The sequence below is a fragment of the Marinomonas sp. CT5 genome (assembly GCF_018336975.1).
GTDB lineage: Bacteria > Pseudomonadota > Gammaproteobacteria > Pseudomonadales > Marinomonadaceae > Marinomonas.
Genome location: NZ_CP025572.1, coordinates 116,129 through 135,772 on the forward strand (window position 1 = coordinate 116,129; position 19,644 = coordinate 135,772).

Below are 19,644 nucleotides of genomic sequence, written 5' to 3' on the forward strand. Positions count from 1 at the left end.
AGGAAAAAATGTTATGCCTTCACCCCCAGTTGTGGCGACTCTGCAAGAGCATGTGTCTTTTCTCTTACATGAAGTCGAAACACACTGTCATCTCGTCGAGCTTTTTTTCACCTCGGGATCGGTTGAGTTATTGTCCCGGATTCGTAGCCGTCGTGGTTATGTGCAAGCATTGCGTGAAAAAGCGGATATTGAAACAGCGCGTTTATTAGAGCGTCGTAAAGCTAATACGACCTTTCACGCTCGCATCAGTGGTATGCATTCTTTGGTGATTGCCCTTGAAATGCTGACTAAGCACTGTTTCGATTGTGTTCGAGAAGGTACCTTAGAGGCCCCCTACGAGCATCCAACAGGTCAAGAATGCCGCAAGTTGGTGAAACGAATTAGACGTGCCCTGCGGCTTGTTAAAGTGGGTGTCAGTGAAAATCGTCGTCGTTCAGGCATTAAGTTGGGTCGACGTACTCATAAGCTGCTTGTCAGCTATAACGAATTGCAATCGCTAACCTTACGAGCAAAGCTCGATTTGAGTGATGATCAACTGCGAGCAGCCATTTTAAGTAATGTCAGTATAAAGCGCTTGATCGAGCAGTTAGGCGTTGTGGCGGAAGCTTTGATTAAAACGGATCTCGGCCAAGTCGCTACTTTGCAAAATTATCCTCATTTATTAGACAGCGCGACAAACCTTAATTATGACCTGAGAGATTTAAAAGTTCGCCGTTTGGCGTTAACTCGCTCTGGCAGCGCCATTGCTGCCATTACGCACAAGGATGAATCGGGCAAGGATGTATTAGCTGTTTACAAGGAAGGAGACCGCTCAAAGATCGAAGAAGAAGTGGCTGGCGTCAATCAATGGCGCAATATTGACCCTCGCCTTGCTCCCAGTGTTCTGTCTCAAACTGGGGCGTCTAAAATCACCAGCGAAACAACCGCTTCTCGAAGTGATGATAGCAATGAACAATCCTCTTTGCTGATTGAGCATATTCCAGGTAAAACTTTGGAAGCCTTATTGCTTGCAGGCGATCAAGAGGGCACGAAAGCCGCGTTGAAAGCACTGTTTAAAACGTTGAACCAGACTTGGAAAGCTAGCTTGACGTCCGAATCTTGCTCAGCGAATTTTATGGGCCAGCTCAAAAAGCGTATTGGCGACAGTCGTAAGGTTCATCCTGAATTTTTTAAAGAGGAAGAGCGTATTTGTGGCTATACCAGTCTGAGTTTTGATGAGTTAGTACATCGAGTGTCGAGACAAGAGGGTCAATGGCGCGCGCCGTTTTCGGTGCTTACCCATGGGGATTTTAATGTCGATAATTTGATTTACGATGAAGCCGAAAAACGCGTTTATTTTATTGATCTACATCGTGCTTCTTACTTTGACTATGTTCAGGATTTATCGGTGTTAATGGTCTCGATTTATCGTTTACAGGTGCTCAGTGGGGAGACGCGAACACAGATGATGGAAAGCGCCAAAGAGGTGTATCGCTTTGGTCGACGCTTTGCCAATCGTCAACAAGATACCTCGTTTGAAGTACGTCTGGCGGCGGGACTTGCTCGTTCGTTTGCTACATCAACACGGTTTATATTTGATAAAAAATTGGCTTCCAGAATGCATTTACGCGCTCGATATTTGCTGGAGCGTTTAGCCAAATTATCACCAGAACAAGCCCAAACATTTACTTTACCACTTAAGGAGCTTTACGTTGAATAAGTTGAAAATTGGGGTGGTTGGTATCCCTGGAAAATGGTCCACAGAAGTATTGGCGGATCGTCTTGAAGAACGTACTGGCTTTCGTGCCGTGATTGATATGAGCAAAGTGGAATTGCGTTTAGACACCAATCAGCTGATGTATCAAGATTTGGATTTGATGACGTTAGATGGACTCATCATCAAAAAAATAAGTGAAGTCTATTCACCTGCCACGGAAGATCGCATTCATTTACTGTCTTATGCGGAGCGTGCTGGCGTCAAATTGTTTAGTCCAACCGAAAGTGTTGGTAACTTGGTGAACCGTTTAAGCGGCACACTTGCCTTGCAACAAGGCAATATTCCGATGCCGAAAACACGCATCACGGAAAACCCAGAGCAGGCTTTTGCTACCGTGAGAGAGTTTGGTTCGGCGATATTAAAACCTCTGTATTCTACTAAAGCGCGCGGTATGGTCATGCTGACAAAAGAAGACAGCGACGAATTTGTCCGTAACGCTTTAGAAGCGTATCGTCAGAGTCAGTCAATTTATTATATTCAACAAACTGTGAAACTCGATGGCCGAGATCTGGGCATGGTCTTTATCGGTGGTGAATATCTTTGTACGTATGTGCGAGTGGGTAATAAAGACTCTTGGAACACCACCATTCATAGTGGTGGAAAGTATGAAAAGTTTGAACCTGATGCGGCTTTGATTGAGTTAGGTCGTCGGGCTCAATCCTGTTACGACTTGAGTTTTACCACCGTGGATATTGCTTTGACAGATCAAGGACCTGTGGTGTTTGAGGTCTCGGCCTTTGGCGGTTTTAAAGGTGCGTTAGAAGGCTGCGATATCGATGCGGCCAGTGCTTATGCAGAGTATGTTGTACAAGAGTGCGTTTTGCAGGACAAGGAGATCGCATAATGATTAAAACTTTATTGAATTTACCTCATGTGAATGAAGGCCTAAGCCATTGTACCGAAACGATCCGATTGCACTTTGCTGACTTGGCTGTAACCGTGCATTCCAATGAAGTGATGTTATTGGCTGGTATCGCTGATTATTACCGTAGTTATTTGAAGGTCGAGGCACATACAACAACGTCTTTAAATGTGTATGTGATGGAGCAAAGCGTTGTTGGCGATGAGCTAGATTGGTTGGACGTGCCACGAGAAGAAGGCAAACAGGGCCGTAAAGAAGGTTACCTTGATGTGGCTGGTGGACGTTGGATTAAAAAATTCAAAACAGGCATGGCGTTTTTACAGCGACCGGATCATGCGGTTGCGGTTGGTCCTTGTGCATCTAACTTGGCTCAAATTATCAACTTTATAAATAATCAATTTTTGAATCATTATTTACGTCAGGGCTTTACGTTAGGCCATGCCTCGGCTTTTTGTGTGAAGGGTGAAGCAACAGCTATTGCCGCGGGTTCAGGTGGTGGCAAATCGACCTTGATGCTACGTTGCTTGGAAAACCCAGAGCGTAAATTTCTCACTAATGACCGTATTTTATTGAAAAAAGAAGGGCTGGAGACAAAAACCATTGGTTTGGCGAAATTGCCACGTGTTAACCCTGGCACCCTATTAAATTCAGATCGCTTACGCCATATTTTACCTGAGTCGCGCCAACAAGCTCTTCATCAAATGCCTCAAAGTGAGCTATGGGCATTAGAAGAAAAATACGATGTCCAGATCGAAGATGAGTATGATGCTGACCGTGTGGTGCTAGCAGCAAATTTATCACGTTTGATTATGCTTGATTGGTCTTTAGACAGTTCAGCACCGACACAGTTGGAGTCCGTTGATTTAGCAAAAGAGCCGCAGGTGATTGAAGGTCTACGCAAACGACCTGGGCCATTTTATCAAGATAATACTGGTACCTTTGCCGATTTAAATGCGGTGGATTCGGTTGGCCACTATTGTGATGAATTGTCGAATGTGGAGGTTTATCGCCTCACAGGCAAGATCGATTTTGATCAAGCTTATGAACTGATTGGCGCGTTAACCTGATGTGATAGGGAGCTTTATGCTGCTTGTTCATTTAACTGTCATAAAACTTTGTCATAGTAAAAGGCTTAGTCTGTTTTTACGCTGCTCATCTTGTTTGAATTTTCTGACGGTTAGAGTGCTTTAGAACGTTGCCCTTAAGGTCTCAAACCATCAACTGAAAGGTAATAACCTCATGTCGAGCCCCATTCCAGCTATTAAAAATCGTCTGCATCATGCGGAGATCATTTCTCGCTTACCGACAGAATGGGCGTCTTGGCCTCGGGACGATAGCTCGGTAAACAGTCATGTTCTGGAATCCAATAAAACCCCAAAACGCTTTCAGAAAAATAAGTTGCGCTGGCCAAAACGTTCGGTGGTATTTATTTCTGATCCTCATGCGGACGCCGTGGCTTTTGAAGCTTCTTTAATTGCGGCAGGCGTAGCAGAGCGTAAGAAACGCGCGGGTGTTGGTCATCTGACGTTAACCAAAAAAGGTCGACAGTCAGAAATCATCGTTGGTGGTGACTGCTTGGACAAAGGACCGAGTAATCTTGAATTACTTCGTAGCGTAAAGCAGCTTTATAAGTTGAAAGCGCGAGTAACTTTGCTCGCTGGTAACCATGATTTACGTTTGTTAATGGGGTTGCTGGCCTTAGCGCGTAAAAAAGACATTGGTAATCAACACTTTTTTGTTCGTATGGGTAAAAAGGTGGTGCCGTTATTTCGTGAAGTTTTTGACGAGTACTTGGCGGATACCAAATGGGATAAAAAAATTCCTGATGAAGACACTTGCCGAGACTTGCTCTTTCCCGGGGAAGATTGGTTTAAAGAATTTCCATTTCATGCCGCGGGCTTTTTAACGGTAGAAGGGATTGACCGAGAAGTCCGCAAAATGGCGTCGAAAAATCATAGCTTTGAAAAGCATTGCTTAGCCGCAGGGCTGAGTTTACGTCAGGTCTATGCTACTTCTTTGAAATGTCAGCAGTTGTTCTTGCATAAGAAAGGTGAGTTCAATTGGTTTTTTCGCAAAATGGAATTGGTTGCCAAGCGCGGTTCTTTTTTATTTTTGCACGCGGGTTTGGATGACAGCATGGGGCAAATGTTATTAAAAAGTGGGACTAAGTATGCCAATAAAGCCTTTCACCGTAATTTAAAACGCCGTGATTTATTCAGCTTTTACTATAGCTCGATTGCGAACACCTTTCGTACAAAATACCGTGATGCCGACTTGCCATTGACCCATCGAGGTGTGGAGGCTATTCATAAAGCTGGGGTTCATGTGGTGGTACAAGGGCATATTAACCGTCAGCAAGGCCAGCGCATTGCCATTAAAAAGGGCTTGGTTCATGTAGAAGCGGACATTACTTTGGATTCGCATTCTCGTAAAGCAGAAGGCTTGAAGAGTTATGGCATCGGGGCCACCTTGATCGGTAAAGACACAGGGGTTGTTGGGTTAAGCTGCGATTACCCTACCGCCAAAGTGATTACGGCGGAAGAACTACAGGGAATTTACGGATAAACATTATGAAATCGAAAACAGAGTTTAAATACGAAGCCTTACTGGACGCTGATGATATTCAAGATGTATTAAAAGCGCTGTCGAAAGGTTTATCAAAGGGGAAACTGGAATTCAGCGAAGAAAAAGAAGGCACGTTAACCCTTAATCCAAAAGGCCTAATGCGTTTAAAAGTGCGTGCTTATGAAGACGAAGACAGCCAACAATTTGAGGTTAAAGTACGTTGGGAAAAACACCCCAAACGCTTGAATAAAACGGCACCAAATATTTTATCCTAATGTATTAGGCAGAAAAAACCGCCAGTGTGCTTTTATCACAAGGCGGTAAAATTCATAGATACACCGGCTAAACTGGCGTTTAAACAATCATCTGATTGAGTGAATCGCTAACGCCATTGGCCGCTACCAGTATTGGATTACCGTTAAGTAACCCTTCGCCATTCAAAAAATGATTGGTTGACCCGCCAGCCTCATCCACCATGATAAGGCCTGCTAAACAATCCCAAGAATTGATGTGGGGTTCGTAATAACCAATTAAGCGACCTGCCGCTACATAAGCCAGCATAAGAGCCCCAGAGCCGTTGCGAATAAACATGCCCCCTTGGTTTAACAGTTTATCGATAAAGTTTACACATAATGATGCGGGTACTCGGTGAGAAGTTCCTAACCCCATGACTCCTTCTTGTACCGAGTTGACTTCTAGTGTCATGACTTTCTTATCGTTTACAAAGCAACCTTGGCCCGCTATTGCACTAAATAACTCGTTACTGTTTGGGTCAAATATTAAGCCGCAGGCAATTTTATCATCCACCATCAGTGCTATCGAAATACACCAAGAATGCATGCCATTGAGGAAACACGCCGTACCGTCAATTGGATCAATGACCCATAAATACTGATTATCCCCTTGAGTAATACCTTGTTCTTCTCCAAGAAAGCCATCCCTTGGGAAGAAATCTTGTAAGCTTTCGATGATGGTGGTTTCCACATTGCGGTCAGCAATACTGACTACGTCTTGGGGTTCCATTTTGGTTTCGACAATAAGTTTTTCTCGATTACGAAAGTACTCTAACGCTTGAGCTCCAGCAATTTTTATGACTTTTTCAGCCTGATTAAATCGGTCGAGAACCGCTTGATCTACTAGATTATGAGCTAAAAACATGAGGTGTAGTCTCCACTCTAAGCTGTCTTAACTAACGCAAGACCGCGATTTGAAAATGCAATAGACACATCGGAACCGACGGGAATTGCTTGTTCAACACGATAGTCGACGACAAATAAGTCACCCACTTCAGAGTCAACATCGTATTGCATTTGATTGCCTAAATAAGTGGCTCGTCTAACGGTACCTTTGAGTCCAGTGGACTGTTGGTCTCGCACGGATAAACGTACAGAACTTGGGTGGACGGCTAGCTGCACTCGACCTTTACCAAAATCGCGTTGTGGCAAGGAGCAGCGTAGTGTACCAACAGCAACCTCAGCGGTCTGACCATCGGTGGCAATGATATCGGCCTCAATGAGATTCGCGTCACCAATAAAGTCAGCGATAAAGCTGGAGGCGGGTGCCTCATAGAGTTCACGAGGGCTACCTTCTTGCGCAATAACCGAACGATTCATCACGATAATACGATCCGACACAGCTAGCGCTTCTTCTTGGTCGTGGGTCACATAAACGGCGGTTAATCCTATTTTTTGCTGAAGCTCACGGATTTCTTCACGAACATGTCGACGTAATTTTGCATCTAGGTTGGATAAAGGCTCGTCTAACAACAGTACTTCAGGTTCCAGAACCAGTGCTCGTGCGACGGCAACACGTTGCTGTTGTCCACCAGACAGTTCACTGGGATAACGTTGGCCATAATCAGCTAAACCGACAAGCTCTAGTCCTTCTTCGCTTTTTTCCTTGGCTTCAATTTTATTAACGCCGCTGGCGTTTAGGCCATAGGCGACATTTTCGGCCACCGTCATATGCGGAAACAAAGCATAGGATTGAAATACCATACTGACGTCTCTGTCTGTGGCGGGCAGGTGTGTGACATCCTTGTTGCCAATCATAATTCGGCCGGAGGTTGGGTGTTCTAAGCCAGCTAACATGCGTAATGTAGTGGTTTTACCGCAGCCACTTGGTCCTAACAAAGTGACAAGATTGCCGGGTTCTATGGTAAAGGACACATTATCAATAGCAGTGACATTACCAAAGGTTTTAATAACATTTTCAAAGCTCACTGAGCCTGATTTGTAATGGAGACTCATGCGTGTTTCTCCTTAAGAGAAGGGCTGGAAGTAGCCGATGATTGGTTTGAGTGAGAGATAGCATTGGTGCGTCTTAAACGACGCTCTCCCACAAATAGATTGATTGCGATAATGGCTGTTAGCATCACTAAAATCAGTACACTACAATAGGCGATAGCAATGCCATACTCACCGTTCTCGACCAAGCCAATAATGTAAGACGTAGCCATATTGTGATCCGCACTAACGAGAAAGATGACAGCACTAACGGACGTAATAGCTCGTACAAAGCTGTAGACCAAAGCAGCAATAATGGCGGGTCGTAGTAGAGGAAGTATGACGCGTCGGAAGGTCATCAAACTGTTTGCACCTAAGGTTAACGAGGCTTCGTCTAGGCTTTTGTCTAACTGGCTCATAGCGGCGATACCACCACGGACACCAACAGGCATATTACGGAAAACAAAACAGATAATCAGAATTACGCCTGTGCCCGTCAGCTCTAATGGGGGGACGTTGAAGGCAAGGATATAACTGATACCAATCACTGTGCCGGGAATGGCAAAGCTCAACATAGTGCCGAACTCAAAAGCATTTTTCCATTTGAATTGTTGACGTACTAACAAGTAGGCGGTCAGCAAACCAACGAGGGCAGTAAACGGTGCAGCGATGGCGGAAATACTCAACGTTGTCCATAGTGAGTCCCATGCAGCGCCTTCCCAGATCACGCCAAATTCCCCCCAGCCAACAGAAAAAGCGTCTTGATAGTGTTGCAGAGTAAAGCTGTTGTCGTATCCCCAGTTTTGCACAAAACCACCAAACATGATCATGCCGTAAATGACGACGGTTAACGCAGCCCAAGGTAAAGCCGTCATATAACAGGCGAGCTTCATACCATGGTTTAAGCCCATGTAAGCGCCAGAATCCGCCTTGCCTGTGACCGTGGTGTAGGATTTTTTGCCGATCCAATGACGTTGAAGGAAAAAAGCACTCAAAGTGAAGAATAGTAAGAGTATGGCTAAGACCGCAGCGTAACCTTGATCGTTTTGTGCGCCTACAATGGCGAAAAATATCTCTGTAGACAGCACATCAAAGTCGCCACCAAGTACCATTGGGTTACCAAAGTCCGCCAAACTTTCAATGAAGGCGAGTAAAAAGGCATTGGCTAAACCAGGTCGCATTAATGGCAGAGATACATTGGTAAAGGTTCGCCAACGATCGGCACGTAAGGTCTGAGAGGCTTCTTCCATAGAAGGACTAACGCCTTCCACCACGCCAATCAAAACCAAAAAGGAAATCGGTGTAAAAGATAATACTTGAGCAAGTAATACACCTGGCATGCCATAGAGCCATCGACCTGGTTCAATATGGAAAATATCAGCAAAGAATTGTGTTACCACGCCTGAGCGTCCAAACAATAAGATCAGCGCTAAGCCAATGACAAAAGGTGGAGTAATGATTGGCAAAACAGTGAGTAAGCGTAAGGATTTTTTCCAACGAAACCCAGTACGCGTAACAACCAGCGCAAAAGATAAACCTAGTAAGGTTGTTAATGTTGCGGTCAAAATCGCCAGCGTTAAAGAGTTCCATGCTGTGCCACAAGTATAACCACCACTGAGGCAAGACAATGACCAGATATTATCGCTAAAAAACTTACTGAAAAATGCCGTTGGAGCAAACATGCCGTCATTGTTCATGAAGGCACTAATTAATACTTGGCTGACAGGGAAAAAGACGAACAAGCCAACCAGAGCGACGATCAAACCAATGCTACCTGTGACAAATACATCTCCTTTTAAAAAGCCTGTAGCAGCTAACCCTGTAGTTAGTAGTATGAGAAAGGATAGGCCACACAGCATGGCACCATAGCCAAAACCGTATTGTTGGTTTTCCAACTCACCAAATAAAGACTCGAGCCCTGTAAATTGCCAACCACTGACACCAATTGCAAAACCTTGGGTCATCAAATAAAGAAGGCCAAAAGCACCAGAATAGATTAGGTAACGGCTATATCGAGGGTCACTCTTGGATAATGGAATTAGTCGTAAAGGTGCGATTAAAGGCAATGCGAGTGGAAGTAACCAAAGCTTATCGCCAAGTAAACCTTGTAGAATAGCAGGGGCGTAGTAGAGGTCAGTAGGATAACCATCGGTTAACCAGACAAATGACCAAAAACCATCTTCGAGCAGATACCAAGGTATCAGCAAGAAGCCGATCCAGCCGAGTAACAGCCACGGAATAAAAGAGTGTTTCACGATTGATACTCCAAACGGTAACTTGAGCTTCTGCTGGAGCTAAGCCCCAGCAGATCTCAGGATAAACAAGGATTGTCTGATTGATTAACGAGGTAGAGATTTGATCTCATTATCCCAGCGTTGCAGCAAATGTTGGCGCGTATCTGCAGAGCCGTATTTGGCAAAATCGTAATCGATCAGTTTCAGAGTATCGAAGTCAGGTGCTCCGGGTGGTGTGGTGGCTGATTTATTGGAGGGGACTTGATAGGCGTTGGCTTTTTCGGCCAGGGTTTGAATATCAGGACGTAAAGCAAATTCCGCCCACATTTTTGCTTCTTTTAGGTGACGAGCACCTTTGACGATACTCATCGAGCCCACTTCATAACCTGTACCTTCACAAGGTGCAACGGCTTTAACTGGGTAGCCTTTTTTGACTTGTTTTACGATGTCGTGAATAAAGGTAATACCGATGGCGGTTTCGCCGTTAGAAGCGGCTTTGATGGGGGCTGAACCTGATTTGGTATATTGATTGATGTTTTTATGTAGTTGAGCAAGAAAGTCGAAAGCTTGATCTTCTCCCATCATTTGTACAAAGGTTGCTAGAGCGGTGTACGAGGTTCCAGATGAGTTTGGGTTGGCGATTTGTACTTCACCTTTGTAAATAGGTTTAGCGAGGTCTTTCCAACATTGTGGAGCTGGTAAACCTTTAGATTTCAAAATGTCTTCATTATAACCAAAGCCCAATGCGCCAGCGTACACACCGACGGTGCGGTAACCAGATACTTTAGCTTGGTTTTGTGCCCAATCTCTTAGATCAGGAAGAGCTTTCGGTTTGTATACTTGAGTGAGTTTTTCCGCAGCCGCTTGTAGGTGCGGGTCACCTGTCCCGCCCCACCAAATATCAATTTTTGGATTTTTTGCTTCGGCACGCAGTTGTGCATACGCTTCGCCAGAACTCTTACGAATAAGAGACACATCGATACCTGTTTCTGCCTCAAAGCTTGTTTCCATCAAGCTGCACCAATCTGTATCTGTGGAGCAGAGAACATTCAACTTTTTGGCCATAGCAGGGGTGGCGATTAAGGTTGTTGCAGTGAGAGCAAGGCTAAGGATATATGGAGATTTTTTCATTTTTATATTGCCTCCTAGTGTTTTGAATAGTTGTGCATACGTATGAACAACCATTCAAGCATACTAGGCAAATATTAAAAACGAAAGGTAAATTTCAAAAATAAATAGTTTGAAATAAAAATTCTATTGTGATCAATAGGTAACATTACCGGAGAAGCTAAAAATAACGGTACTATTTTTTTAGCTTATTTGATTTGAGGTAATGACAAGGTAGAGCGATAAACTAGTTCTGCTGAAATGGTCTGTTTAGTGGGGGCTGACGTTGGGGACTTTAATCTATTTAGCAAAGTTTGTAGCGCTGCTTTTGCTATCTCGCTTGAAGGTTGTTTAACCGTTGTTAAGTCATAGGCCTTAAAACGGGCTAATGCAATGTCATCGCAGCCAATGACACCAATAGACTCTATTTTTTTCGCGGAGACTAGTTGTTTGGCGGCATCCAGGAAGCCACAAGCAATATGATCCATACAGAAAAATATGCCGTCGGGTTTATAGGCTGAGGCTAAGATTTTCTTGGCCACCTGATAGCCACCATCGTAGTTGCCCGCTTCACACAACACTTCATTGGCTTGTATTTCGTTATGATTCCCGTGGGAGGCTAAATAATTCAGGAAACCTTTAGCACGCATTACACTGCTGAAACTTGGCTTTTTTGCATGTACGACAAGGAGATTAGTTTTGCCTGATTTTAGTAAGGCTTCAGCCGCCATGGCTCCAGCATTTTCATTATCTAAATTCACTATGTCTGCTTCATCCGAGTGTTCGGTTCGGTTTATTAACACCACAGGAATACCGTATTTTATAAAGGCTTTCCCTATGTTTTCACTAGGCGTGCCTGAGGTAATAATTACGCCACTTAGTTGGTATTGAATGAGTCCATGTAATTCCTCGTCTATGGTCTGTCTATCAGACACATCCATCACCATGGGACGAAGTCCACAACTTTGCACTTCAACGATTAATTTATGTAGGAACTCAGAACGAAAAGGATCTTCTAAGCCTGCTGTGACAAGGCCAACTAGGTCGCTGCGTTTTCTTATCATAGTTTGTGCCGCTTTATTGACCTGATAGCCAAGTTGCTCTGCAGCGGCAAAAACACGCTGACGAGTCGCTTCCGAGATTCGGCTATCAGGGTCAAAACTACGAGATACAGTAGATTGGGATACCCCCGCTAAAATGGCGACATCGGCAGAAGTGGCATTGCGCTTGTTCATTTGTTTGCTCTAATCCATTTAGTACAAGAAAGCTGGGCACCGTTTTTAAACCTTGTTTAGAACTTGGATACTATTGATAAGCTGCCCCTTGCCTATCAGCTGTCAGATTAAAACATTTAGGGTAAAAAAGGCTATTTTTTAATAAAAGATGCCTCGTAACTCAATATGAAGCAAAAAATACTCACTTTCATAAAAAATAGATCTAGGCTTTGAAGAGTACAGCTCTTTAGTCTCTTTAGTCTCTTTAGTCAGAGTAACCAAGATTATGGGGCGAGTTCAAACAAATGTTTTCATGGTTTACATAGAATTGCGAATGTACTTTTTGTGTGGAGAGCGTTGATACTGTTTAAAAAAGTTACCGTCAAAACTTGTGATGAAATTCCGTCCCAAGCCCCATTCGCCCTACTACTAAACTGGTGGATAACTCTCCTTCCTCGAAGCGTATTATATCGAACTGCAAATAGCGTTAGCTGTACATTGAGGGCATTTAATAGTTTTTATTTCTAATAATGAGCTTCAATAAATTTGGATTAAATAAGCCTTAGTGTTATTTTATGTAATCATTTTGTTTCTATTTGTTAATTGTTTGGTTTGTTTATGAAGACAATAAAAGGAGATGGGCTATGAAAAATAAAAAATACCTGATGCTTGTCGTCGGTTTAGTCTGTTCGCCTGCGATGTATGGGGCGACTCCTTCTATAAATGAGCTCAATTCTTGTCTTGCATTGGTCGAGTTCGTTGATACGAAATTGAATGATTTTGCTGCAAACTATGCCGTGGCAGATATGGCAATCGTTCATAGCGGTTTGTCTGCTTACAAGCATTATCTTCAGCAGGATGTCATAACACCGAAATTATTAAGTATGTATGGTGGTAGCAAACCAAAAGCAAAACTGATGCAGCGGCTGTTTGATAGGCAAAAAGCAACGTTTTTTAAACATCTTACTGAGCGTTACTCAGAGAGAAAGCTGTTTACTGAATACGCCGCTGCCATCAACAGTTGTCGGGCGAACACGCGTATTAAACCTGAAGTGGCTAAGTCTTTGAATACGGCTCTAGATAGGATGATCTTGATGGCGAAAAAAACGAACTAGTTGTTTATTGACTTGCTATTAAAACAGCCATGAGTGAGAGCCATGGCTGTTTTTTTATTGGCCGTTTATTGATTGTAGCAACGGGTTAACTCAGAAAAGCGATAAAAATAACTGCCGGCTTTGATCGGCGAACAGCTGTCTTTAAAGGCAATTTCTTTTTCGTTATACAGCATCCGCACTAACAAGTTGCCTGTTTGGTTGCGGTATACATCCCATTGAATGTTGGCGCTGTAAGGAGCCACCCAACTACCACGCCAAGGACTGGTTTCTAATGTATAACCGACTCGACGGGAAACACCCTGCTCACTGCCTTTTAACTGCATTTGTGCTGCAAAAGGAATGATGGCCTCGGCATGCGCAAAGCGTATTTTAGCGGCTTTGTCGTTGGTTCCATCTTGAATGCCTTTGACTTCCTTGAAGAAATCTTGCTCCAAGACTGACGCCATTTTGTAAGTGATGTTGGTGTCAGCAAAGCTAGGACCTTTTTCGTAATAGTCTTCGCCATCAAGAATATAAGAAAACCACTGGGACTCCTCTGGGGTAACGAATTGCTTGAAACGCCATGGTTGATCACCCGCTTCATAGGCTAAGCCAGGAGCAATAAGGTACAAGTTGAATAACTGAATCGCCGCGGCGACATCGTTATAAACCGTCGTTTTTTTCTTACCAAACCTAATGAAGGATAACTGTCCGGCTTCCAGTTGATCCACAAACTCAGGTGAATAAACGCGCTCTAGCATTTCTCTTGCCATTTGGTGGGACTTTGGTTGATCAAGTAAATGATCAATTGCCGCGCGTAGCTCGGGATTATTTTCTTTGTAGTCTTGGTAATCTTGATTGTTGTCTTGTTTGTGGAAATACAATTGTGCTTTGTTTTTGATCGGTTTACTGATCAAGGGTGTTAGCGCTGGGTTGATGCTTTCTAGACCTTGAACAAAAGCCAATCCGCTGTCTTTTGCTCTGTCCTTGCCGGAGTATTCCAGGACAATTTTTTGCTGGTTCTTAACCGCACGATCAAACAATTTTGCATCGCGTTTGGCCATACGTTGAGCAATCATCATGTGCTCTTGCTTACCTAGCTCGGATAAGTTGCCGTATCCCATCTCGACATTGGCGGCCATTAAGCGCTGAATTTCAGGCCCCAGTTCTTTCCCTAGTGGCGTTAACGCATTTTGGGCTTTTGCGGCTTGCCAGATTTTGAGGCTGATATCGTCGTATTTGGGTTTAGAAAGCGCACGGGAACCATGACGAGCCACTAATTCGCTATAAACTAGATGGTAATTCTGCGGTACAGAAGTGTAATTTTCTGCACTCTCTTGTGGCATGTAAGTGGATTTTGTTCCGTACACATAAGTGTCAGACGGCATATTTGATTTTGTTTCAACGGAGCTACAACCCGCTAGCGTGGCTAACAGGCCGAGAACCGGAATAAAGGCTCTAGTATTCAAAGGAACGTCCTTATAGGGGGGAATGATTTTTAATTGACGAATAGTAACCCGGTTATGTGACGCAACGATGACGAAATATTCTGCTTAGAGTGTTGCTGACCTATCTTGCAGGTGTTTTATATGACGGCAAGATAGGTACTTAATTAGAAGCCACTAGGCTGATCTATTGGCATTGCAGTGGACAGTAAATGTTGTTCGTTGAGGTAGTTGAGCAGCTCCATATTCACATCTTGTTGAATAGTGGGTAACCCTTGATTACCAAAGATACGGTTTATTTCGATGACATAAGGATGTGATCCCACCATGGCAATGTCGAATCCGCCATGGTTGATGTCGAGCGATTCCGCTAAATAAGTAACTAGGTCTTGTGCTTCTTTCGGAATCAGCGCGACCTCTACTTGCCCGCCTTGGCTAACATTATTATGAAAACCATTATCAGACTGTAAGCGCCAATAGCCGCTGACAATTTTATTGCCCACCCAAATTACCCGCATGTCGCGATCGATAGGAAGATATTCTTGTGCGTAGAGAACCTCTGTTTGAGCAACATAATCGCGCCATTGCCCGATGGTTTCGATCAAAAATACTCCATTTCCCATACTGCTGCGTGGAATTTTAGCGACGAAAGGGGACGGCATTTCATCCCAAATCTTTTCGGCTTCATATGGGGTGTTGGCTGAGATCACGGTATAAGGATGATTATGGGGCGCAACGGTACGAAATGCTCGGGTCATTTCGATTTTATCATGACCAATCATATAAGATGCGAGACTCGGGAAAATACGCTTTTTCAGCCCAAAGACTAACGCGGTTAGTTGCCAATATTGAGGAAAAAGCAACCAGTCGGCTTCTTTGATTTCCTCTAAGTGATCGTACATAGATTCCGGTTTTATGTAGCGGACATGAGGCAAGTGTAAGGTTCTTAAGGCGTCAAAAGAGATGATTTTCATTTTATATAATCAGTAGCTAAACATGCCGCGATTGTGAGGCCAGACACGGAAAAAAGGAACAAAAATACCATCACCTTTAATAACTTATCATGCTAAATCATCTCATAATTGACTGTTTTGGTTCTAAAGAAATCAATGCTCACTAGGTGCATGTTTTAGGAAAATTCCAAGCGAAATGAGTAAAAAACCTGCGCTGGCAACAATTGCCACGGGGTAATATAAATTGCCAGCCATATCGAGTTGGCTGTATTTGATCACCATAATGAGACCTTCCAGTGCCATCGCAACACAGACTGTACCAATGAACCTCGGTAGCGTGCGCCTTAATAGCACAACCACATTGTGTTCATTATCACTGCCGTATTCTTTATGGATTACCATAGCCAGTTCAAAAACGGCAATGGCGATGATGTTTGAGTTGATTATCTTTATGATGACTTGGGTGAGGTTTTCACCGTGATTGTATTCATTGATAGCACCGGCAAAGCTCGCCAGCACCACAAAACCTGCAAGGGTAAAAAAGATTGTTGAAAATGTTTTGGCAAAGATTTTTTGTAGATTAAAGCTCATTGGATAAAACCACCTTGTTGAAGATGCTTTTATCAATAGGGTCTTGTGGGAAGATAAATAGTCTTATCAACGGGTTGCCACGAAGCTTCCTTGTTAATGACGTCATATAATCAATCTTTACAAATCATGGCGATCGCTTGAAAAAGCGCTAGGGAAGAAGAAAAACATCGTCAAACAAGCGAAGTATGATTGTTTACATCTTCACTTGTTTGCACTGTCGGATGGGAAATTAAGGTGTCTCTTGGTCGATAAGGCTTGTTGCCTTGGTTTTTCTAATACGTCGAATAGAGTCGGCGATGAGCATAGCAAGCGCCGACCAAATCAACACAAAGGTCGTGAGCTTTTCTGGGCTAAGTGGCTCGTCATACAAAAATACCGCTAGAATAAACATGCCTGTTGGGCCTATGTATTGGAAGAAACCAAGGGTCACGAGACTGACCCTATTCGCCGCAGCCGCAAAGCACATGAGTGGAACCATGGTGATGGGGCCCGAAGCGAACAGCAGCCAATTGACAGTGCTGGTGTTTTCGAACATGTTCGCACTGGGTGAGTCGCTCAGCATTAAATAGGCAAAGGCAAAAGGCAGCAAAATTGCCGTTTCAATCGCCATCCCCGTGAAACTGTCTACGGCCACCTTTTTACGAACTAAGCCATAAAAACCAAAGGTCGTTGCAAGGATAAGCGCAACCCAAGGCAAAGAGCCAAATTGAATCACTTCAAAAGCGACCGCGCAAAAACATAGAACCACGGCGGCTTTTCTGACTCTGTCTAACTTATCTTTAAAGAAAATAACACCTAATAAGATGCTGATCAGAGGGTTGATGTAATAACCCAAACTGGCACTGAGTATTTGATTATTTTGTATCGCCCAAATAAAAATCCCCCAGTTAAAAGCGATCAGCGCGGTGGAAATTAACATGGCGCCTAGTGTTTTAGGGGAGCGCAATACTACTTTTAGGGCGTCGGTATAGCGTAATAGGACGATTAATATCATCACCAGCAGACAAGACCAAATAACCCGATGAGCAAGAATTTCTTGAGCGGGAATGAACGACATTTCTTTAAAATAGATGGGAGCAATGGCCCACAAAGTGAACGCGGTTAATGCGTAAAAGATGCCGCTTTTCGAGGAGTTCTGCATTGATGTCATCCTGCTCAATGAATTATCTGGGGGTAAAGAGTGTATATGAATGAGACGCAACTAGGCACATTTTTTATTGCATTAGAAATAGACTATTTCAGTCATGTACACAGTGAACGTATTGCCTAAGCTGGGGGATGGGGTTAAAGTTAAAGCTGAATTTACACATTAATCGAACTTCGGGGCGGGGCGAAATTCCCCACCGGCGGTGATTTGCTTGATTGAATAATCCAGTAAATAGCCCGCGAGCGCCTTGTTGCTTAAAGATATGTCTTTTTAGCAATAAGGGTCAGCAGATCTGGTGAGACTCCAGAGCCGACGGTTACAGTCCGGATGATAGAAGATCGACCAAGTCTTAGTGGCACCTAATTTCCTTAGGGGCTTCTGTTCTGTTGTTTTTGTGGCGACAGACACCTTGGTACTATTCGTTCTCATCACCCCTGTGCATCTTATTATTTGGAGAAACCAAAGATGGCAGGAACATTCTTTATCATGATCGCGTGCTTCACGTGGGCACTTGATACCTTAATTCGTTATCCTCTATTGGGTGCGGGTTATTCCACTCTGCAAATTGTTTTAATCGAACACCTTACCTTAGTGCTGTTTGTCGCCCCATTGCTGTGGCGTTATCGTCATGTCTATCGTCATATGTCGATAGGTGGCTTTTCGTGTTTGTTCTTTATTGGTGGTATTGGTTCGGCCATGGGAACCTTGGCTTTTACCGAAGCTTTCCACTATTTGAATCCCACCGTGGTGATTTTGCTGCAAAAGCTTCAGCCGATTGTGGCGATTTTACTCGCCTATTGGTTGCTTAAAGAACGCATCGAAGGGCATTTTGTGCAATGGGCAGCGGTCATATTATTAGGCAGTTTTGTGATGATGTGGCCGGATTTGCGTCAACTTGGTGATGCCCAATGGCATTATTCAAATGACACGACGAGTATTCTAAAAGGCTATGGTTATACCTTGATTGCGGTTGTTGCGTGGGGCGCAGCAACCGTGTGTGGTAAGTATTTATCCCATCAACACATGCCGGCCAATGCGATCATGTCTGGCCGTTTTGTGGCGGGATTATTGGTGTTATTACCGCTTGCATTAGCTCAGTCTGATACCTTAATCGCCATGAAACCTGTCGATCTTAGTTTGGCCGTTGCCATGGCGTTGCTCAGTGGTTTTATTGGTATGTGGTTCTACTACCAAGGTTTAAAAACCGTACCTGCGCAACTGGCTACCTTGGCGGAACTGTCCTTCCCAGTATTCGCAGCCGCCATCAACTGGTTGTTCCTCGACATGGGCTTAACCGGCTACCAAATTATCGGCGGCTTGATGCTCATCCTCGGCAACATTGGCTTGCGTATGAAAGAACTGAGAAGAGAAGAATTGACGCCAGCGGTTCAGTAGTTTTTCTAACTTCCTTTCAAATGGTCTGGTAGATGATCTACTGGACCATTTTCGAATTTAATTCTTGTCCTTTTTGACCCTGCGGTCTGCCCTCGTTTCGATTAAATTCCGATTTCATAATGCTTGTATCAAATTTAATGGTGGTAAGTATTATGACGTTTAAAGACAGTATCTTGGCTCTCGTTATTATCTTCGCTTGGGGCTTAAACTTTGTGGTGATTGCTTTTGGCCTTGGCGAAGTGCCACCATTGTTGTTGGGTGGGTTACGCTTTTTGGCGGTAGCGGCGATTGGTTGTTTGTTGGTTAAACGGCCAAATATTCCGCTGAAGTGGTTGTGCATTTATGCGCTGCCGATGGGGTTCATGCAGTTTGCCTTTTTGTTTGTGGCGATGGCGAATGGAATGCCCGCAGGATTGGCGTCTTTGGTGTTGCAGTCTCAGGCTTTGTTTACCATGGTATTTGCTTTGTTATTTTTGCAAGAAGGCGTGCGTATTCATCAGGTGCTAGCGATTGTTTTGGCAGGTAGTGGTTTGCTGATGATTGCGGTTGTGTCTGGTGTGGGCGATATGACGTTGTTTGGCTTTATCCTGACTCTGTTTGCCGCAGCGAGTTGGGCAATGGGTAATATCAGTGCTCGAGCAATGAGTCAGAAAGGGTATTCGGTAAATGTAAATGTGGTTATTTGGAGTGCGTGGGTGCCACCCTTACCTTTTTTTGTCTGTTCGTGGTTTATGGAAGGGCCTGAGTTGATCTATTCGAGTTTGCTTCATATCAGTTGGGTGTCTTTTGGTGCTTTGGTTTATCTTGCCTTGGTGGCGACGATTTTGGGGTATTCTCTTTGGGGGTATTTGATGAGTCGTTATCCTGCGAGTCAGGTCGCACCTTTGACCTTAGGGGTTCCTATCGTGGGTTTGACTTTTGCGGCCGTCATATTGGGCGAAAGCTTATTACCATTACAATGGATTGGGGTGTGTTTTGTCCTAACTGGATTGTTGGTGAATACCTTTGGCGCTCGGCTTTTCGGTCAGTTCAAAACAATTTTTAAAGAGGCATAAG

Annotated in this window: 17 protein-coding genes and 1 riboswitch; of the genes, 8 read left to right on the plus strand and 9 right to left on the minus strand. The window is 44.0% G+C overall.

Annotated features, from left to right (window positions below; all coding sequences use genetic code 11):
- Positions 1–13 precede the first annotated feature (13 nt).
- The 5 genes from C0J08_RS00540 (at position 14) to C0J08_RS00560 (ending at position 5,458) form a co-directional block, all read left to right on the plus strand.
- Positions 14–1,699 (plus strand): phosphotransferase, encoded by a 1,686-nt coding sequence (locus C0J08_RS00540; RefSeq protein ID WP_212654200.1) that lies wholly within the window; start codon positions 14–16, stop codon positions 1,697–1,699.
- Positions 1,692–2,600, plus strand: coding sequence for a GAK system ATP-grasp enzyme (locus tag C0J08_RS00545; RefSeq protein WP_212654201.1), 909 nt, complete (start codon positions 1,692–1,694; stop codon positions 2,598–2,600). The genes C0J08_RS00540 and C0J08_RS00545 overlap by 8 nt, the downstream gene beginning before the upstream one ends.
- The gene (locus C0J08_RS00550; RefSeq protein ID WP_212654202.1) at positions 2,600–3,685 is read left to right on the plus strand and encodes an HprK-related kinase B; all 1,086 of its coding nucleotides are present in this window, start codon (positions 2,600–2,602) and stop codon (positions 3,683–3,685) included. Before C0J08_RS00545 ends, C0J08_RS00550 begins: the two co-directional genes overlap by 1 nt.
- A gap of 172 nt (positions 3,686–3,857) precedes the next feature.
- Complete coding sequence (locus C0J08_RS00555) at positions 3,858–5,183, plus strand: metallophosphoesterase family protein (RefSeq protein ID WP_212654203.1); 1,326 nt, start codon at positions 3,858–3,860, stop codon at positions 5,181–5,183.
- A gap of 5 nt (positions 5,184–5,188) precedes the next feature.
- Entirely contained in the window at positions 5,189–5,458 is a 270-nt protein-coding gene (locus C0J08_RS00560) for an amphi-Trp domain-containing protein (RefSeq protein WP_212654204.1), read from the plus strand.
- Between the two features lie 79 nt (positions 5,459–5,537).
- Here the strand turns inward: C0J08_RS00560 and C0J08_RS00565 are convergent, their stop codons facing one another.
- The 5 genes from C0J08_RS00565 to C0J08_RS00585 all read right to left on the minus strand — a co-directional run bounded on the left by C0J08_RS00565 (position 5,538) and on the right by C0J08_RS00585 (position 11,984).
- Positions 5,538–6,341, minus strand: a complete 804-nt coding sequence (locus C0J08_RS00565) for an inositol monophosphatase family protein (RefSeq protein WP_212654205.1) — start codon at positions 6,339–6,341, stop codon at positions 5,538–5,540.
- A gap of 17 nt (positions 6,342–6,358) precedes the next feature.
- Positions 6,359–7,432: an ABC transporter ATP-binding protein gene (locus tag C0J08_RS00570; RefSeq protein ID WP_212654206.1), complete on the minus strand. Its 1,074-nt coding sequence runs from the start codon at positions 7,430–7,432 to the stop codon at positions 6,359–6,361.
- Positions 7,429–9,663, minus strand: a complete 2,235-nt coding sequence (locus C0J08_RS00575) for an ABC transporter permease (protein ID WP_249344455.1) — start codon at positions 9,661–9,663, stop codon at positions 7,429–7,431. Before C0J08_RS00575 ends, C0J08_RS00570 begins: the two co-directional genes overlap by 4 nt.
- An 84-nt stretch (positions 9,664–9,747) precedes the next feature.
- Positions 9,748–10,773, minus strand: a complete 1,026-nt coding sequence (locus C0J08_RS00580) for an ABC transporter substrate-binding protein (protein ID WP_212654207.1) — start codon at positions 10,771–10,773, stop codon at positions 9,748–9,750.
- A 185-nt stretch (positions 10,774–10,958) separates the two neighbouring features.
- On the minus strand, positions 10,959–11,984 hold the full coding sequence (locus C0J08_RS00585) for a LacI family DNA-binding transcriptional regulator (protein WP_212654208.1): 1,026 nt from the start codon (positions 11,982–11,984) through the stop codon (positions 10,959–10,961).
- A 623-nt stretch (positions 11,985–12,607) separates the two neighbouring features.
- Here C0J08_RS00585 and C0J08_RS00590 point away from each other — a divergent pair.
- On the plus strand, positions 12,608–13,078 hold the full coding sequence (locus tag C0J08_RS00590) for a hypothetical protein (protein ID WP_212654209.1): 471 nt from the start codon (positions 12,608–12,610) through the stop codon (positions 13,076–13,078).
- Between the two features lie 65 nt (positions 13,079–13,143).
- On the opposite strand, the gene C0J08_RS00595 is transcribed toward C0J08_RS00590, so the two are convergent.
- From C0J08_RS00595 to rarD, 4 genes are all read right to left on the minus strand, one after another.
- Complete coding sequence (locus C0J08_RS00595) at positions 13,144–14,526, minus strand: histidine-type phosphatase (RefSeq protein ID WP_249344457.1); 1,383 nt, start codon at positions 14,524–14,526, stop codon at positions 13,144–13,146.
- Positions 14,527–14,669: 143 nt separating this feature from the next.
- The gene (locus C0J08_RS00600; RefSeq protein WP_212654210.1) at positions 14,670–15,476 is read right to left on the minus strand and encodes an ATP-grasp domain-containing protein; all 807 of its coding nucleotides are present in this window, start codon (positions 15,474–15,476) and stop codon (positions 14,670–14,672) included.
- Positions 15,477–15,608: 132 nt separating this feature from the next.
- Entirely contained in the window at positions 15,609–16,046 is a 438-nt protein-coding gene (locus C0J08_RS00605; protein ID WP_212654211.1) for a hypothetical protein, read from the minus strand.
- A gap of 229 nt (positions 16,047–16,275) precedes the next feature.
- Positions 16,276–17,187, minus strand: a complete 912-nt coding sequence (rarD, locus tag C0J08_RS00610; protein ID WP_212654212.1) for an EamA family transporter RarD — start codon at positions 17,185–17,187, stop codon at positions 16,276–16,278.
- A gap of 171 nt (positions 17,188–17,358) precedes the next feature.
- Positions 17,359–17,536: riboswitch (FMN riboswitch) on the plus strand.
- Between the two features lie 122 nt (positions 17,537–17,658).
- On the opposite strand from rarD, the gene C0J08_RS00615 reads away from it, so the two are divergent.
- Together C0J08_RS00615 and C0J08_RS00620 are read left to right on the plus strand one after the other, a co-directional pair.
- Complete coding sequence (locus tag C0J08_RS00615) at positions 17,659–18,588, plus strand: DMT family transporter (RefSeq protein WP_212654213.1); 930 nt, start codon at positions 17,659–17,661, stop codon at positions 18,586–18,588.
- A gap of 152 nt (positions 18,589–18,740) precedes the next feature.
- Positions 18,741–19,643: an EamA family transporter gene (locus C0J08_RS00620; protein ID WP_212654214.1), complete on the plus strand. Its 903-nt coding sequence runs from the start codon at positions 18,741–18,743 to the stop codon at positions 19,641–19,643.
- The last annotated feature ends 1 nt before the right edge of the window (position 19,644 follow it).

Bases quoted from the DNA above. Each gene is read 5' to 3' on its own strand.
- C0J08_RS00540 (WP_212654200.1), top strand. From the start codon at position 14: ATGCCTTCACCCCCAGTTGTGGCGACTCTGCAAGAGCATGTGTCTTTT.
- C0J08_RS00550 (WP_212654202.1), top strand. From the start codon at position 2,600: ATGATTAAAACTTTATTGAATTTACCTCATGTGAATGAAGGCCTAAGC.
- C0J08_RS00555 (WP_212654203.1), top strand. From the start codon at position 3,858: ATGTCGAGCCCCATTCCAGCTATTAAAAATCGTCTGCATCATGCGGAG.
- C0J08_RS00560 (WP_212654204.1), top strand. From the start codon at position 5,189: ATGAAATCGAAAACAGAGTTTAAATACGAAGCCTTACTGGACGCTGAT.
- C0J08_RS00565 (WP_212654205.1), bottom strand. From the start codon at position 6,341: ATGTTTTTAGCTCATAATCTAGTAGATCAAGCGGTTCTCGACCGATTT.
- C0J08_RS00570 (WP_212654206.1), bottom strand. From the start codon at position 7,432: ATGAGTCTCCATTACAAATCAGGCTCAGTGAGCTTTGAAAATGTTATT.
- C0J08_RS00580 (WP_212654207.1), bottom strand. From the start codon at position 10,773: ATGAAAAAATCTCCATATATCCTTAGCCTTGCTCTCACTGCAACAACC.
- C0J08_RS00585 (WP_212654208.1), bottom strand. From the start codon at position 11,984: ATGAACAAGCGCAATGCCACTTCTGCCGATGTCGCCATTTTAGCGGGG.
- C0J08_RS00590 (WP_212654209.1), top strand. From the start codon at position 12,608: ATGAAAAATAAAAAATACCTGATGCTTGTCGTCGGTTTAGTCTGTTCG.
- C0J08_RS00600 (WP_212654210.1), bottom strand. From the start codon at position 15,476: ATGAAAATCATCTCTTTTGACGCCTTAAGAACCTTACACTTGCCTCAT.
- C0J08_RS00605 (WP_212654211.1), bottom strand. From the start codon at position 16,046: ATGAGCTTTAATCTACAAAAAATCTTTGCCAAAACATTTTCAACAATC.
- rarD (WP_212654212.1), bottom strand. From the start codon at position 17,187: ATGCAGAACTCCTCGAAAAGCGGCATCTTTTACGCATTAACCGCGTTC.
- C0J08_RS00615 (WP_212654213.1), top strand. From the start codon at position 17,659: ATGGCAGGAACATTCTTTATCATGATCGCGTGCTTCACGTGGGCACTT.
- C0J08_RS00620 (WP_212654214.1), top strand. From the start codon at position 18,741: ATGACGTTTAAAGACAGTATCTTGGCTCTCGTTATTATCTTCGCTTGG.